The 16,738-nt window shown below is 39.2% G+C and carries 19 protein-coding genes; 17 read left to right on the top strand and 2 right to left on the bottom strand.

All coding sequences use genetic code 11. The features are described 5' to 3' along the window. Positions 1-22: 22 nt before the first annotated feature. The 16 genes from atpA (at position 23) to ACQKMI_RS15680 (ending at position 14,165) form a co-directional block, all read left to right on the top strand. On the top strand, positions 23-1,531 hold the full coding sequence (gene atpA / locus ACQKMI_RS15755; RefSeq protein WP_142509183.1) for a F0F1 ATP synthase subunit alpha: 1,509 nt from the start codon (positions 23-25) through the stop codon (positions 1,529-1,531). A gap of 47 nt (positions 1,532-1,578) precedes the next feature. Next, a complete protein-coding gene (atpG, locus tag ACQKMI_RS15750; RefSeq protein WP_142509182.1) occupies positions 1,579-2,436 on the top strand; it encodes an ATP synthase F1 subunit gamma in 858 nt (285 codons plus the stop codon). Positions 2,437-2,485: 49 nt separating this feature from the next. Then, positions 2,486-3,901 (top strand): F0F1 ATP synthase subunit beta, encoded by a 1,416-nt coding sequence (atpD, locus tag ACQKMI_RS15745; protein ID WP_079559414.1) that lies wholly within the window; start codon positions 2,486-2,488, stop codon positions 3,899-3,901. 24 nt (positions 3,902-3,925) lie between these two features. Further along, the gene (locus ACQKMI_RS15740; protein ID WP_323648674.1) at positions 3,926-4,333 is read left to right on the top strand and encodes a F0F1 ATP synthase subunit epsilon; all 408 of its coding nucleotides are present in this window, start codon (positions 3,926-3,928) and stop codon (positions 4,331-4,333) included. 102 nt (positions 4,334-4,435) lie between these two features. Further along, positions 4,436-4,675: a DUF1146 family protein gene (locus ACQKMI_RS15735; RefSeq protein ID WP_427490430.1), complete on the top strand. Its 240-nt coding sequence runs from the start codon at positions 4,436-4,438 to the stop codon at positions 4,673-4,675. Between the two features lie 373 nt (positions 4,676-5,048). Then, entirely contained in the window at positions 5,049-6,362 is a 1,314-nt protein-coding gene (gene murA, locus ACQKMI_RS15730) for a UDP-N-acetylglucosamine 1-carboxyvinyltransferase (RefSeq protein WP_427490428.1), read from the top strand. Positions 6,363-6,889: 527 nt separating this feature from the next. Next, positions 6,890-7,825, top strand: a complete 936-nt coding sequence (spoIID, locus tag ACQKMI_RS15725; RefSeq protein WP_427490426.1) for a stage II sporulation protein D — start codon at positions 6,890-6,892, stop codon at positions 7,823-7,825. A gap of 37 nt (positions 7,826-7,862) precedes the next feature. Continuing rightward, positions 7,863-8,528, top strand: coding sequence for a M23 family metallopeptidase (locus ACQKMI_RS15720; RefSeq protein ID WP_323648671.1), 666 nt, complete (start codon positions 7,863-7,865; stop codon positions 8,526-8,528). Between the two features lie 289 nt (positions 8,529-8,817). Then, positions 8,818-9,078, top strand: coding sequence for a sporulation transcriptional regulator SpoIIID (locus ACQKMI_RS15715; RefSeq protein ID WP_010858004.1), 261 nt, complete (start codon positions 8,818-8,820; stop codon positions 9,076-9,078). Between the two features lie 496 nt (positions 9,079-9,574). Further along, positions 9,575-10,570: a rod shape-determining protein gene (locus tag ACQKMI_RS15710; RefSeq protein WP_323648666.1), complete on the top strand. Its 996-nt coding sequence runs from the start codon at positions 9,575-9,577 to the stop codon at positions 10,568-10,570. A gap of 21 nt (positions 10,571-10,591) precedes the next feature. Next, positions 10,592-11,425, top strand: coding sequence for a flagellar hook-basal body protein (locus ACQKMI_RS15705; protein WP_427490423.1), 834 nt, complete (start codon positions 10,592-10,594; stop codon positions 11,423-11,425). Between the two features lie 24 nt (positions 11,426-11,449). Beyond that, positions 11,450-12,289 (top strand): flagellar hook-basal body protein, encoded by an 840-nt coding sequence (locus tag ACQKMI_RS15700; protein ID WP_427490421.1) that lies wholly within the window; start codon positions 11,450-11,452, stop codon positions 12,287-12,289. 47 nt (positions 12,290-12,336) lie between these two features. Next, positions 12,337-12,621: a DNA-directed RNA polymerase subunit beta gene (locus ACQKMI_RS15695; RefSeq protein ID WP_427490419.1), complete on the top strand. Its 285-nt coding sequence runs from the start codon at positions 12,337-12,339 to the stop codon at positions 12,619-12,621. A gap of 62 nt (positions 12,622-12,683) precedes the next feature. Then, positions 12,684-13,127 carry a 3-hydroxyacyl-ACP dehydratase FabZ gene (fabZ, locus tag ACQKMI_RS15690; protein ID WP_323648661.1) on the top strand — a complete coding sequence of 148 codons (444 nt, stop codon included), beginning with the start codon at positions 12,684-12,686 and terminating at the stop codon, positions 13,125-13,127. Positions 13,128-13,315: 188 nt separating this feature from the next. After that, the gene (locus ACQKMI_RS15685; protein WP_323648660.1) at positions 13,316-13,699 is read left to right on the top strand and encodes a hypothetical protein; all 384 of its coding nucleotides are present in this window, start codon (positions 13,316-13,318) and stop codon (positions 13,697-13,699) included. A 109-nt stretch (positions 13,700-13,808) separates the two neighbouring features. Further along, entirely contained in the window at positions 13,809-14,165 is a 357-nt protein-coding gene (locus tag ACQKMI_RS15680; protein WP_427490417.1) for a hypothetical protein, read from the top strand. A 357-nt stretch (positions 14,166-14,522) separates the two neighbouring features. On the opposite strand, the gene ACQKMI_RS15675 is transcribed toward ACQKMI_RS15680, so the two are convergent. Both ACQKMI_RS15675 and ACQKMI_RS15670 read right to left on the bottom strand, forming a co-directional pair. Further along, positions 14,523-15,467, bottom strand: coding sequence for a nuclease-related domain-containing protein (locus ACQKMI_RS15675; RefSeq protein WP_427490415.1), 945 nt, complete (start codon positions 15,465-15,467; stop codon positions 14,523-14,525). Between the two features lie 101 nt (positions 15,468-15,568). After that, positions 15,569-15,994, bottom strand: a complete 426-nt coding sequence (locus tag ACQKMI_RS15670; protein ID WP_323648647.1) for a YwpF family protein — start codon at positions 15,992-15,994, stop codon at positions 15,569-15,571. 309 nt (positions 15,995-16,303) lie between these two features. Here ACQKMI_RS15670 and ACQKMI_RS15665 point away from each other — a divergent pair, with 309 nt between their 5' ends. Further along, on the top strand, positions 16,304-16,735 hold the full coding sequence (locus ACQKMI_RS15665) for a single-stranded DNA-binding protein (RefSeq protein ID WP_427490413.1): 432 nt from the start codon (positions 16,304-16,306) through the stop codon (positions 16,733-16,735). The last annotated feature ends 3 nt before the right edge of the window (positions 16,736-16,738 follow it).

Raw genomic sequence — 16,738 nt, 5'->3', positions numbered from 1 at the left:
AGAAATGTGAGAGGTGACATACATGGGCATCAAGGCTGAAGAAATCAGCAGTCTGATTAAACAACAGATTGAGAATTATGAATCTGAACTTAAAGTAAGCGAAGTTGGTACAGTTATCCGTATTGGTGACGGTATCGCACTTGCTCATGGCCTCGACAACGCCATGGCTGGAGAGCTTTTAGAGTTCTCTAACGGTGTTATGGGTATGGCTCAAAACCTAGAAGAAGGTAACGTTGGTATCGTAATCTTAGGTCCATACGCAGACATCAAAGAAGGCGATGAAGTTCGTCGTACAGGTCGTATCATGGAAGTACCAGTTGGTGAAGAACTAATTGGCCGTGTTGTAAACCCACTTGGTCAACCAGTGGATGGACAAGGTCCAATCAACACAACAAAATCTCGTCCAATCGAAAGCCCAGCTTTCGGTGTAATGGCTCGTAAATCAGTACACGAACCACTACAAACTGGTATCAAAGCGATTGACGCTTTAGTACCAATCGGTCGTGGTCAACGTGAGTTAATCATTGGTGACCGTCAAGTAGGTAAAACATCTGTAGCAATCGATACAATCTTAAACCAAGATGGCGAAAATATGATTTGTATCTATGTTGCTATCGGTCAAAAAGAATCAACTGTACGTGGTGTAGTTGAAACGTTACGTAAGCACGGTGCATTAGATTATACAATCGTTGTAACTGCTGCTGCGTCTCAACCAGCTCCATTACTTTACTTAGCACCATTTGCTGGTGTTTCTATGGCAGAAGAATTCATGTTACAAGGTAAGCACGTATTAATCGTGTATGATGATCTTTCTAAACAAGCATCAGCTTACCGTGAACTTTCACTTCTTCTACGCCGTCCTCCAGGTCGTGAAGCATACCCTGGTGATGTTTTCTACTTACACAGCCGCTTACTTGAACGTGCTGCGAAGTTAAATGAAACATATCAAAATGGTTCTATTACAGCTCTTCCATTCGTTGAGACACAAGCTGGGGATATCTCTGCATACATCCCAACTAACGTAATCTCAATTACTGATGGACAAATTTTCTTACAATCTGACTTATTCAACTCAGGTGTACGTCCAGCGATTAACGCCGGTCTTTCTGTATCACGTGTAGGTGGATCTGCTCAAATTAAAGCGATGAAAAAAGTTGCGGGTACACTACGTCTTGACTTAGCTGCATTCCGTGAACTTGAATCATTTGCTCAATTCGGTTCTGATTTAGATAAAATCACACTTGCTAAACTTGAGCGTGGTAAACGTACGGTTGAAGTTCTTAAACAAGACCTAAACAAACCACTTAAAGTTGAAAAACAAGTTGCTATCCTTTATGCATTAACTAAAGGTCACTTAGATGATATTCCAGTACAAGATATCGTTCGCTTTGAAGGTGAATTCTTAAGCTGGTTAGATACAAACCACACAAACGTTTTAGATCACGTTCGTACTACAAAAGAGCTTGCTCCTGATGCGGATTATGTAGAAGCACTAAATGCTTTCAAAAAAACTTTCGCTAAATCAGAATAAGTTCGAGCTAGTCACTTGATTAAAAAACAAAAGGTGGTGAAATACCAGTGGTAAACTTACGCGAAATTAAAGGTCGTATTAATTCTACAAAGAGTACGAAACAAATTACGAAAGCGATGCAGATGGTTTCTTCTTCAAAGTTACGTCGTGCAGAGCAAAACGCTAAAGCGTACGTTCCTTACATGGAAAAAATCCAGGACGTAGTAGGCGCGATCGCTTCAGGAACAAAAGACAGTGGACATCCAATGTTAACTGCTCGTCCTGTTAAGAAAACAGCTTACTTAGTCATTGGTTCTGACCGTGGTCTTGCAGGTGCTTACAACTCAAGTATCCTACGTCAAGTACAACGTACAATTGACGAGCGTCATAAATCAAAAGACGAATACGTTATTTTAGCGGTAGGTCGTGTTGTTCGTGACTACTTTGTGAAACGTGATCATAATGTCATCAGCGATGTTGTCGGTCTTCCGGACCAACCATCATTTGCTGATATTAAAGAAATCGCTCGTAAAGCTGTTGGTATGTTCACTGATGGTACGTATGATGAACTTTATATGTACTACAATCACTTTGTCAGCGCAATTGCTAACGAAGTGACAGAGAAAAAACTTCTTCCATTAACGGATCTTGCACCTGCTAGCAGTAATGCTTCTTACGAATTTGAACCATCTGGTGAAGCAATTCTAGAAGTATTACTTCCACAATACGCGGAAAGCTTAGTTTATGGCGCATTATTAGATGGGAAAGCAAGTGAACATGCTTCTCGTATGACTGCTATGAAAAATGCAACTGATAATGCATCTGATCTTATTTCAGACCTTTCATTGCAATATAACCGTGCACGTCAAGCAGCAATTACACAAGAAATTACAGAAATCGTTGGTGGAGCTGCAGCCTTAGAATAGGCCCAGCTTCCCAATGTCGTATAAGAATACGATAGGAGGGTACACAGTAATGAATAAAGGACATGTTATTCAAGTAATGGGTCCAGTTGTTGACGTAAAGTTTAACAACGGCCAATTACCAGCAATCTATAACTCATTAACAGTTAAGATTGAACGTCCTAATGAAGAACCAACAATTCTTGCTTTAGAAGTTGCTCTTCATTTAGGTGATGATTCTGTTCGTACAATTGCAATGTCATCTACTGATGGCTTACAACGTGGAGCAGAAGTAACAGACTCAGGAAAAGCTATCTCAGTACCAGTTGGTGAAGTTACTCTAGGTCGTGTATTCAACGTACTAGGAGAAGTAATCGACTTAGGTGAAGAGATTCCAGCTGACGTTCGTCGTGATTCAATTCACCGCGAAGCACCATCTTTCGATGAACTTTCAACTACAGTTGAAATTCTTGAAACAGGTATCAAAGTAGTAGACTTATTAGCACCATATATCAAAGGTGGTAAAATCGGTCTATTCGGTGGTGCCGGTGTAGGTAAAACAGTATTAATCCAAGAATTAATCAATAACATCGCACAAGAGCACTCAGGTATTTCTGTATTCGCTGGTGTAGGTGAGCGTACTCGTGAAGGGAACGACTTATTCTTCGAGATGAGCGATTCAGGCGTTATCAAGCAAACAGCGATGGTATTCGGTCAAATGAACGAGCCACCAGGTGCACGTATGCGTGTAGCTTTAACTGGTCTTACAATGGCAGAATACTTCCGTGATGAGCAAGGTGCTGACGTACTTTTATTCATCGACAATATCTTCCGTTTCACACAAGCAGGTTCTGAGGTTTCTGCCCTATTAGGTCGTATGCCTTCTGCGGTAGGTTACCAACCAACACTTGCAACTGAAATGGGTAAATTACAAGAACGTATCACATCTACTAACAAAGGTTCTGTAACTTCTATTCAAGCGATCTATGTACCAGCCGATGACTATACTGACCCGGCTCCGGCTACAACTTTCGCCCACTTAGATGCAACTACTAACCTTGAGCGTAAATTATCAGAAATGGGTATCTACCCTGCGGTTGACCCATTAGCTTCGACTTCTCGTGCTTTATCACCAGAAATCGTAGGCGCTGAGCACTACGCAATCGCTACTGGCGTACAACGTACAATCCAACGTTACCGTGAATTACAAGATATCATTGCTATCTTAGGTATGGATGAATTATCTGATGAAGATAAACAAACAGTAGAACGTGCTCGTCGTATTCAATTCTTCTTATCTCAAAACTTCCACGTTGCGGAGCAATTTACTGGTCAAAAAGGTTCTTATGTACCTGTTAAAGAAACTGTTCGCTCATTCAAGGAAATCCTTGATGGCAAATGGGATCACCTACCAGAAGATGCTTTCCGTCTAGTTGGTTCTATTGATGAAGTAGTTGAAAAAGCGAAAAGCATGGGCGTAGAGGTTTAATACTAGGGACGAGGAGGAAAAAATATGAAGACAGTTCTAGTCAATATTGTCACTCCCGACGGCCCAGTATACGATTCTGAAGTATCAATGGTAATCGCTAAAACAACTTCAGGTGAAATCGGTGTTCTTGCAGGCCATATTCCTATGGTTGCTCCACTTGCAATTGGTGCAGTGAAGCTTAAAAAAGAAGACGGTTCTACTGAACTTATTGCTTTAAGCGGTGGTTTTATTGAAGTTCGCCCTGAAAAAATCTCAATTTTAGCGCCATCTGCTGAAATTGCTGAAAGCATCGATGTTAAACGTGCTAAAGAAGCCGTTAAACGTGCTGAAGGTCGTCTTCAAGGTAAACAAGATAACATTGATTTCAAACGTGCTGACCTAGCATTAAAACGTGCGTTGAATCGTATCAACGTTCATGAGGGTAATATCTAATTCAAATTTTAACGGGCAGATTCAACATCTGTCCGTTTTTTATCATTATGCTATATGTACCATTTAAAGATTAGCTAGAGGAATGAATATGGAGGAACAAACATGGAATTATATGAGGCAATAGGGCAGGAAGCTTTAATAGGTATTTTATCGCATATATTTTTTATCGCTGTTACCTTTTATGCGCTACAAGCGTTTATGTTAGAAAAGCTCTTTAAGAAGAATAAAGTATTTCAAGTCCAATTAATTTATATTTTATTAAGCATTGCAATAGGATCATCCGTTTCAAATTTCTTTCTTCAAATTTCAAATTGGTCTGGGAAGCTCCCGTATTTATTTTAAGAGACCCTTATTACTATCTATGTTAGATGTTGAATCTACATATTTCACAGGACTTTATAACATCATTTATGTGGTCCTTTGAAATATGTAAAAGAAATTTGTGAGATTTTGTTTTTTGTTCACATATCTTTGGGTATATATAAAAAATTAACGCTTATTTCCCGTGTTATTGGTCATTCACAAAAAAAAAAATCATGCGTACAATAAATAAATAGCAAAATATTAAAAAATGCCGTAAAATAGTGATTTGGATGCTTGAACGAGCGTAAGAAAAGTTGTACTATAGAGTTGTTTGTTTACTGATTATGACATTATACTTCTTTTTAAAATAAAATTTTGATAGGTTAATAGATTGAATTCGGAGGGACATAGGGTGGAAAAAATAATAGTGACTGGCGGCCAACAGCTACAGGGGAAAGTACGCGTAGAGGGCGCAAAAAATGCGGTGTTACCAATCCTAGCAGCAGCTTTACTTGCTTCTAAAGGAGAAAATGTAATTAAGGAAGTCCCTAACTTAGCAGACGTCTTTACTATAAATGAAGTACTAAAAAGTCTAAATGCGGCTGTTACATATATACCTGAGGATAATACAGTATATATAGATACAACAAAAGAACTTTCTAGTGAAGCTCAATTTGAATATGTTAGTAAAATGCGTGCATCGATTTTAGTAATGGGTTCATTACTTGCTCGAAATGGCTATGCTCGTGTTGCTTTACCGGGGGGCTGTGCAATCGGTTCCCGTCCAATTGAGTTACATTTAAAGGGCTTTGAGGCTATGGGCGCAAAAATTTCTTTTGGTCATGGATTTGTAGAGGCGAAGGCAGATGGACGTTTAAAAGGCGCAAATGTGTATTTGGACTTCCCTAGTGTTGGGGCAACAGAAAATATTATGACAGCTGCAGCGTTAGCGCAAGGAACAACTGTCATTGAAAATGCAGCGAAAGAGCCTGAAATTGTAGATCTTGCAAACTTCATTAATAATATGGGTGGTCGTGTCATCGGTGCAGGTACGAATACGATTCGTATCGAAGGAGTCGATACATTATATGGAACAGAGCATCATATTATTCCTGACCGTATTGAAGCTGGAACATTTATGGTTGCAGCAGCAATTACAAAAGGTGATGTAACGATAGAAAATGCGGTTCCTGAACATATGACAGCATTAATTGCAAAGATGCGTGAAATGGGTGTAGAAATCACTGAGCTAGATGAAGGAATCCGCGTACGCGCTCCTAAACCATTAAAAGCTGTTGATATTAAAACTATGCCACATCCAGGCTTCCCGACAGATATGCAATCTCAAATGATGGCCTTGATGTTAACTGCTGAAGGTACGAGTATTATTACGGAAACGGTTTTTGAAAATCGTTTTATGCATGTTGAGGAGTTCCGTCGTATGAATGCCGGTGCTAAAATAGAAGGACGTTCTGTGTTTATCGAAGGGCCAATAAACCTTCAGGGTGCTGAAGTAATGGCGACTGATTTACGAGCTGCGGCTGCACTAATTTTAGCAGGACTTGTATCTGAAGGTATAACTAGAGTTACAAAACTGTATCACTTAGATCGTGGTTATGTCGATTTCCATGGCAAGTTGGCTTCACTTGGCGCACAAATTGAACGTGTACCAGTTGAAGATGTTATCGTTAAAGAGAAATCAACTGTCGAATTACCAACAAACTAAATAGATTTCCAAACCCTTTGCTTAGGAGCAAAGGGTTTTTTTCTTTATAGTTTAACTTCTTTCAGCGGGTGTCCAAACACCGGCTGAAATAGAGGAACTCAGTCTAAGAACGCCACGTCCTGTGGCAACGACTGAGTGACCAACATCACGTTGGCCCAAAGCCTCCGGCGGATGTCACGGAATCGGAAAGGAGTGCTTAGGGGATGTTAGCCTAAAATCATCGCATCCAGGTGATAACGGCTAACTGACCTGCTTCGGTAAAAACGCCACGTCCTGTGGCATTACCGAAATGACCGACATCGTGTCGGCCCTCATACAGGCCTAAGCACAAAGCCGATTCCGGACGCAATTATGCCGAGGCATAATTAATAAACGCTAAATAGGAACTAACATCCTCTTATATGACGGAAATACGCTTCTTTCAGTATGTTTTACATGTGTAGCCCTCAATCGTGTTTACCATGCTAGATTGAAATTCCCTTCACCAGTGGTCACATATTTTGAAAAATTTCAGCATATTATTCCTTATGAAAAAATGGATAATGAGTATAGGCATAATTTGTTTGATTGGAGCATTATATATGCTTCCTGTGGCATTTGGTGAGAGACGTACGGTTGAAGATTCGCCTGCAACGACAGAGCAAGCTTGTGAAATATTCATAGAAGTGGAGGGACAACCGGAGAAAATCCCTTTAGAAACGTATGTGACTGGTGTGATAGCTGCAGAAATGCCTGTTTCATTTAAAAAAGAAGCTTTAAAGGCACAGGCTATTGCTGCAAGGACTTACGCGTTGAAATCGACAAATTACGGTAAAATAGCAATCGCTCCTACTGTTGCTAGACAAGTTTTTTACAATAAGGAGCAAAGAAAAGAGAATTGGACTAGCAATTTCCCGGGGAATGAAAAGAAAATTGTCGAGGCTATTAACGAAACGAAAGGACAAGTTCTTCTATATAATAATGAATTAATAACGGCAATGTTTTACTCTACTAGTAATGGAAAAACAGAAAGTGCCTACGGTTATAGTGGCAATGATGTACCATATTTACAAAGCGTTGCGAGTAATTCGGATCTATCATCACCAAAGTTTGCAGCGATGAAAGAATGGACATTGGCTGAATGGAATGCGCTGTGGCCTGTTAAATGGCAGGCAAATGATTTCAACCGTGTACAGTTCTTTTTAAATGATTCAGGACGTGTTGAGCGCATGCAGTTAGGAAAGAATGTATGGTCAGGACGAGAAGTTCGAACACTTTTGGAAATACCATCAACAGACTTTAAAATCGCATATAACTCGACTGCTGGAAAAGTGCAGGTGAGCACGAAAGGATACGGGCATGGAGTAGGAATGAGTCAATATGGAGCAGAGGCTATGGCAAGTGATGGGAAAACTGCTGCCGAAATTTTACACTACTATTATCAAGATATTGAGATAAAAAAGATAGATGCATGTTTAAAATAACTTCTAGTTGTTCACACTGCAACTAGAGGTGATGAAAATGAGAGAGGATAAAAATAGTAAAACTTCTCAAAATCAAGATGGAAAAGTTCAATTACAGAAGAAACCATGGTTTTGGCCAGCTGTTTACGCTGGTGGTGCTCTAATGCTAGCAGGTTTGTTACTTGGTTACAATAGTCTCGTATCAAAAGTAGAAGAGGCTCCATTACCAGAAGTAGCAGAAGTAGATTCAGGTCCTGTAGTTGAAACCAATGCACGAACAGAAAATATGAAATACCCATTCAAGGAAGCAAATCTTAATAAAATTCAAGTTTCACAAGAGTTTTATGATGTAGAGGCTAATGCAGAGTCACGTGAAAAAGCACTAATGGTATTTAATCAAACATTTACGACATCTTCCGGCATTTCTCTTTCTATGAATGGTGAAGAATTCGAAGTACTTGCTGCTTTAAGTGGGAAAGTAAAACAAGTAAAACTTGATGCATTTACAGGCAATAAAATTGTTATCGAGCATGCAAATGGTAAGGAAACACATTATAGCTCTGTAAAAGATATTGCTGTCAAGGAAGGCGATGAGGTAACACAAGGTCAGGTATTAGGAAAAGCGACTGACAATGAGTGGAACCAAGCAGCTGGCGTTCACGTTCATTTTGAAGTACTTGAAAACGGAAAATATATTAATCCGAAAAAATTACTAGGCTTTTAACTTATTTCAGCGGTTGCTGAAATAGAGGAACTCAAGCCCAACATCGTGCCTATTATCAATTATGCTGAGACATAATTGATAATAGGCACTTTCTTTTCTCCCAAACAATGAAAATGATCACTTTCAATGGGAGAAAAGAATACTTAAAAATGCATAAAAAATCAGTATTTTATCGTGAAAATGTAAAATGTGTTCTGAATAGCTTTGTCCTTACATAATTTGAAGAAATGCGCAGACGTGCATCTGATGCCAAAGCCATTTGTGAATTTGTGTGGAAAGGACGAAGAACGTGCACGAGCACATTCGGAAGCGCTGTATACGCCTCGGTGAATTATTGATTGAGACGCGTGAGACTGTGCGTGTCCTCGCGAAAATGACAGGTTATTCAAAAAGTACGGTGCATAAAGATTTAACAGAGCGACTGCCAACAATTCATGAAGGATTAGCTGAGCAAGTGAAGGAAATACTCGCCTACCATAAGGCCGTACGTCATATTCGTGGAGGAGAAGCAACGAAAAACAAGTGGAAAGAAAGAGCGAGTCAAGAATGATTCGTTCTTTTTTTATTATGCAAAGGACAAGTTAGATGCTTATTTTTAATCTCCTTACATAAATTTTTATACACAGGGGCTCTTCACCAAAGATGTGGGATGACTTTTGTTAATGCGTGTTTAAATAGTTGATCTTTGTTCCGACTGGGCGACTCCTTAGGGATCAACGTCACAGGAACGAAGGCTAAAAGCATCACATCCTGTAATAACGCCTTCGTGACCAACCTCGGTGCGCTTTCACGGAAAAAACATCTGTTGGCCCGACGCCCCCAGGAAAGCGCCCAGTGGAACGGAAATCAACTCACGTTAGGTGAAGAATCAAAAAAATGTTTAAGCAATTTCTTCTTTTCATTAAGTGTTCATATAATTGAAAGGAATGAAGTTCTATTCACTAAAATTAGGTGAAATTACCAAAAGGTTATGATAAAATATTCTAGATAAACAGATAAAAATGAACGTTATGTAGTTGGAAATGGCGGGAAGGAGAAATTATAAAATGTTTTCGAAAGATATTGGCATTGACTTAGGAACTGCGAACGTATTAATACACGTTAAAGGTAAAGGAATCGTCTTAAATGAACCATCTGTTGTGGCGATTGATAAAAAGACAAATAAAGTATTAGCGGTGGGGGAAGAGGCTCGCCAAATGGTAGGGCGTACGCCTGGTAACATTACTGCAATTCGTCCACTACGAGATGGTGTCATTGCGGATTTTGACGTTACAGAAGCCATGCTAAGACATTTCATCAACAAGTTAAATGTAAAAGGATTTTTAGCTAAGCCACGTATTTTAATTTGCTGTCCAACGAACATTACTAGTGTTGAGCAAAAAGCTATCCGTGAAGCCGCAGAAAAATCAGGTGGAAAAAAAGTATACTTAGAAGAAGAACCAAAAGTGGCTGCAATTGGTGCAGGCATGGATATATTCCAACCTAGCGGCAATATGGTAGTCGATATTGGCGGCGGAACAACAGATGTTGCAGTCTTATCAATGGGTGATATTGTAACGAGTGAGTCCATTAAGGTAGCAGGAGACATTTTTGATAATGATATTTTGCAATATATTAAAAAAGAATACAAATTACTAATTGGTGAACGTACTGCAGAAGCCATTAAAATTACAATCGGTACAGTCTTTAAAGGTAGCCGAAACGATTCTATGGATATTCGTGGTCGAGACATGGTGACAGGTTTACCACGTACAATAACGATTAACTCTGAAGAGATTGAACGTGCCTTACATGAATCGGTTGCTATGATTGTCCAATCTGCAAAAAATGTTTTAGAAAAAACGCCCCCAGAGTTATCAGCTGATATAATTGATCGTGGGGTCATTATTACTGGCGGTGGTGCTTTACTACACGGTATGGACCAGCTATTGATCGAAGAACTAAAGGTACCTGTGTTCATTGCAGAACAACCTATGGATTGTGTAGCAATTGGTACTGGGATTATGCTTGAAAATATTGATCGAGTGCCCGCATCCTTATAAAAATATAATGAGGTGAGTCCTTTGTTTAAAGGGTTTTATACAGTTGCAACTGGTATGATTGCACAACAAAGACGAACAGAATTACTAACCAATAATTTATCAAATGCGAATACACCAGGGTTTAAAGCAGACCAATCAACAATTCGGTCATTTCCCGACATGCTTATGTCAAGTGTAGGAAAAACGAATGCACCTGCTAATCAGCAAGCAGGCTCTCAATATATGAGCCAAGTTGGCGCATTAAATACAGGGATTTATATGCAAGAAACATTGCCAAATTACATACAAGGCCAAATCTATAGCACGGATTTCACAACAGATATGGCTTTAATCGATGGAAACTTACCGCAAAATGAAGATGGTACTACGGGATCTATTTTCTTCCGTTTAGCACATCCAGAAGGCGGAGAAGCATATACACGCAACGGGAATTTCACATTAGATGGTCAAGGCTATTTAGTAAATCCACAAGGACTGTATGTGTTATCAGACAGAGGCCAACGCATACAGCTACCGAATGATGATTTCCGCCTAGATGAGAACGGAGCAGTTTATGTTAATGATCAGCAAGTAGCTCGTGTTGGCGTATCATATGCAACGAATCCGAACATGCTACGTAAACAGGATAATGGTTTAATTCGAACAGAAAACGGGGAGAATTTACCGACAGCTTACGGTGCCAATGGCGTATCCTTTACACTGCGTCAAAATTATCTAGAGGGCTCAAACGTAGATTCTAGTCGCACAATGACTGATTTAATGACAGCATATCGCGCTTTCGAGGCTAACCAAAAAGTGTTACAAGCTTATGATCGCAGTATGGAAAAGGCTGCCAATGAAATCGGGAAAGTATAATAGGCGAACAGGAGGCGTTTGATCATGTTACGTACCATGATGACTGCAACAAACACAATGGGGCAATTACAAAATAAACTAGATACAATTAGTAATAACATTGCCAATAGCAATACACAGGGCTTTAAATCAAAAGAAACTACATTTAATGAATTGCTTTATCAGCAATTTAACAATGACAAGCAAGATCGTGCTGTTCGACAATCACCTGTTGGCATCCGCTATGGTTCAGGTGCAATGCTTGGACAAATCCAATCTAATCAAAAACAAGGCTCTCTACAAACAACAAATCGAGACCTTGATTTAGCTTTTACAAAACCAAAACAATATTTCAATATTTTAATGCCAGATGGTGAAAATGGCACAAAAACAGTGTATACTCGTCAAGGTGACTTTTATTTATCACCATTAAATAATGGAACAGTAATGGTTGTAACTGCAGATGGATATCCACTGGCAAACGCAGCAGGACAAGCTATTACATTACCGGAAAATGTAACAAGTTTCGGGATCAGTGATGGGGGCGTATTAGAGGCATCATATCCCAATGGAGATATTAGACGTACTGAAGTAGCTGTGACAGAGTTCCAAAAGCCACAGCTCATGGAAGAAATTTCTGGATCTTATGTTGGATTGCCGACTAACCTGGCTCAGCTAGGATATACGCAAGCTGAAGTTGTCACTGAATTACGAGGAGCAAATCGTCAGCAAATTGGTATGCAAAGCGGTGCGCTAGAAATGTCGAATGTAAATCTTTCAAAGGAAATGACGGATTTAATTCAGACACAGCGTTCTTATCAATTCAATTCAAGAGCTGTCACTTTAGCAGACCAAATGCTCGGTCTCATTAATGGTATTCGATAGTAAATCCGTTATTACTGTTTAGTAAGGAATGAAGAGGAGTACAATCTATGACAAACGATTCAAGTCGAGGTTCTATGCAAACAAAAGAAACCGATACGCCACCAGAAGAGAAGGAACACGGCTCAAATGGAGAGCAACGAGAGGTTCGATGGGTGCAAATACGGCTGATTCCGATTTGGCTACGCGTTGTACTTATTATCATCTTAGTTGTTGTTGCCGCAGTTTTAGGTGCAATGATTGGCTATAGTGTAATTGGACAAGGTAAAGCCATGGACGTTTTCAAACCAGATACATGGCAGCATATATTTGATATTATGAATGGTAAAGAATAATATTATTCTTTACCATACTTTGTTTTACATAATTATTTATGTTCATCTAAGGGGGAAAAGAAATGTTAACAGCAGAGCAAATTCAAGCAATTTTACCACATCGTTATCCTTTTTTATTCGTTGATCGTATTGTTGAATTAGAAGAAGGCAAGCGTGCAGTCGGTTTAAAAAATGTCTCTATGAACGAGGACTTTTTTAATGGGCATTTCCCTGGCTATCCAGTAATGCCTGGGGTTTTAATTGTAGAGGCGCTAGCACAAGTGGGTGGCGTAGCATTATTAAACGCAGATGAATTCAAAGGTCGTCTAGCTTTTTTGACGGGTATTGATAATTGCCGTTTCAAGCGCCAAGTAGTACCGGGAGATCAACTTCGATTAGAAGTAGAGTTCGTGAAGCTACGTGGAGTAATGGGCAAAGGTCACGGTGTGGCGACAGTCGATGGGGAACTAGTATGTGAAGCGGATATTCTATTCGCTATTGGACCTGCACAACCAAAACAGGTGTAATTTGCAATTATAGGCTAAAAGATTTAAAATAATTATATCGAAAATTGTCTTTACTGTTAATCTTTTAATAGTTCTATAGGGAGTGCAGATAAAGAAATCACGGTATTTTATAAAAATGTAATGGCGCTATATGTGATTGTGAATGAATACATGTAGTTTTGTTTTTAAAACGTAGGAGGATTATATAGATGTATAAGGAATTGTCTTCAGGTGTTAAAATTAGCATTACGCGTTCGATTTCAACATCTTTTGAATCATACTTAGCAAGTATTGATTGGAAAGAGGAGCGTTTTTCTATGGAAGACTTCATGACTAGCTGGCAAGCTTATTTTCAAGAAAATGCCGCATGGATCGAAAAAATCCCAGCAGATGTTTTGATGAGTACTGAATTCCATGAAGAGATGGCGCAAAAAATCGACGATGTAATTGCAAAAATTTTAAATGAAGAACCAACAGATAAGCAAATTGAAGCAATCGAGGCCTTACAAAAAGAGCTAGGTACAAATTATAGCTACAACTGTAAAGCAGAAGCAGCATACATTGAACAATTGTTAAAAGAAAAACAAAAATAGTTTGTAAAAAAATCGGATAGTTCCCTCCTTTCCCGGGCAATCTATGTAGGATCACAAATGCAGACATTGTATTTGATGACATAGCACCGAGGGAAGGAGGTTTTTTCATATGTGGAGAATGTCATTTTTGGCAATTATTCTTGCTGCTTTATTCCTTGGAGGTTGTAACTGGGGAAACAGAGCGGTTGAAACAAGACCAGCGGAGAACGTTAAACACGACGTTCGCCGAGGTGTTGAAAAAGTGGAAGAAAGAAATGACGTTTACAATCGTGACGTTAATGGTGTTAACCGTAACACTATGCTTCCAGAAGCTACAACACCAGGTACTACTACAGTACCAGGAACTACAACAACACCAGGAACTGTAACACCAGGAACTGTAACACCAGGAACAACAACGACACCAGGAACACATACTACTGGTGAAGTTAAAGAAAAGATCGTCGAAGAGAAAGTTACGCGATAATTTGAAAAAGAGTGTTTCCAATCAATGGAACACTCTTTTTTTATATTTCAAATTCGCTGTGAGGGAGTAAATATTCGGGAAGAGGAGAGAATACCCGCGGAAGAGGAAAATACCCACGGAAGGAGAAAGAATACCCGCGGAAGGTGAAATACCCGCGGAAGGAGAGCAAATACCCGCGGAAGGAGAGCAAATACCCGAGGAAGGGAAGCAAATACCCGAGGAAGAGAAGCGAATACCCGCGGAAGGTAAGCAAATCCCACAAAGCGGAGGAGAAGTAAACCCTCGCGCACAAATTAGATAAATCTCCCGCGCACAAGCACCCTTAAGAAGAACAGAAAAATGGCTTCATATACTCCACTAAATCTTCAGGTAATTGGTAAACGCGATTTTTATAAGAACCTGTATAAGGAAATTGAAATTTTCTAAGTAAACGATTGGCAGCATCACTGGAATGGATATCGAAAAATTCACGTAACTGCTATTGGTAATGGTTGGTCTAACTAAGTATCGATAATCTTGTAAGGCTTCAGCAAAAATTTCCTCGCTCACATAGTGACAGTATGAACATTTCCATATCCCCCGAGCATAATGCATTTGGGATTTGTATTGGCATTTCGGGCAAAGTACGCCTTTGCGAAATCTTGAGGAATCAAGAGAAGCTGGAATTTTCGATGGCTGATGGCGACTAAGAAGTTGTTGAGCAATTTGAGTTAGCTGTTCATCGCTTAAAATAGTTTGTGTATATTTTTGAAAAAGGGAATAAAGATGTTTTTGAAGTCCTGAAACATGGAAAATCGGAATTGAGTTTGGATGACTTGCAATGATAGCGGAGGGGTTAGAAATAACAACTGCGCCCTCTATGGGGAGAGAATAGTTTTGGCAAATAACTTTAAGAAATTGCATATGTCGTTGGGTCTGAGTAATGGCATTCGGAAATCCTTCAACAGTTCCATCTGGTTTCGTTCGAATACACTGATGAGTAATTTCGTCAAAATCAAGACGTCCGTTAATATTTTTAATTTCAACTACTAACATAAAATGACGGCACATGAAGAGAGTATCGAGTTGATGTGAATGCTGTGCCGAATTCATCAGAATTAAATTATGTAATACTAAAAAAGTATAGGGACATATTAATTCAAGCCATTCACGGTCAACTCTCTTTTCACCAGCAAAGCCGGCATCAAATCGTCGAAATTGCTCATGATAATAGCTAAAATCTGGGTCCTCATCGAATAATCGCCTCTTTAAAGCCTCAAGCCACAGTAATTTTACAGGCTTTTTCCTAATAGCAATAGTCAAGTATAGTTACCTCCTATAATTTTTACATCGTATTGTACCTTAAAATCTATACCTGTCCAATAAAAAATAACGATGCAGATATTTGCATCGTTAAATCTAGTTCAATCATTTTTTAGTTTTGGTCGTTCTTTCATATCGTGTGAGAAGCGGTCCAATAACTTATCTAAAGTAACACCCTCAGCTAGCAACTCGGCAAGCAATTGTTCGGCATATTTCGAGCGTTTTATCTTGAGCTTTCCTTTTAACAGGACAGAGACGTGCTCGCCAATTTCTTGAACTGTATGTACGGCAACCTGGAAAGGAGCAGGCTCATTATCTGGAAATGAAATAACTGCACGTACATTAAAGACAGTAGCATTCGCTAGAAGTTCATCAAAAGTTGAACGATATTGTCGGTCCATAAACAGTTCAAGAATCCAAGATTGATGGCTATTTTCCTGGTTAATAATAATACCATCGACTAAAGGGAAAGGTTGCATGCCGTCTTTTGTAACAAGGTCAAAGGAAAGCATCTTAAATGTTTTCAATATGTAATATCCTCCTAAGTCGGTCATCCTTTTTAGTATAACATATTCAATTAGCCCTGTTTATGGAAGGGGCCGTGCTGTTGTTTGCACAATCAATAAAAACAGCGAAATTGCATATTTCAACAATTAGCATTTGCTACTACAGTGAAAAGCATTCAGCCCGAAAAAACATTCAATAATTGAAAAGTAAAAGTCTCAATATACCCAATTTATGATTAAAAACTGAAGGAAATGATAAAAATCGACTTTTGCCAATGGTGAATTAATTTTTGTATGATGAGAGCAATCAAAAGCAAAGGAGGTGAATCAATGAACCAAGTCGGACTGGTCGGAAGGTTAACAAAGGATCCAGTGTTACGACACTTATCTGAAAATCGCGTGCAAACACATTTTTCTCTAGCCATTAATCGCAATTACAAAAACAGTCGTGGGGAAGTGGATGCTGACTTTATTCTTTGTTCAGTTTGGGGAAGGCTTGCAGAGCATATCGTCAAATATTGCGGAAAAGGCTCATTAATTGGGGCAAATGGTCGTATTCAATCAAGATCATTTTTAAATGAAAACAGCACAAAGGTTTTTATAACAGAAGTAGTCGTAGAAGATGTCCGATTTTATCAGCTAAAGCCAAGGGATCGTGATGGGGCTATTGTGTTACCAAAGCCACCTGATGAGCAGGACGGCTTAACGGATTTTGTACTACCTGAGATAGAAGTACAATTACCAGTAGTATCGCAGTCCTAAATG

The sequence above is a fragment of the Lysinibacillus sp. NPDC097214 genome (assembly GCF_050277945.1).
GTDB lineage: Bacteria > Bacillota > Bacilli > Bacillales_A > Planococcaceae > Lysinibacillus > Lysinibacillus xylanilyticus_B.
The sequence above is the reverse complement of the archived record's forward strand: the minus strand, read 5'-3'. Positions and strand labels throughout refer to the sequence as shown.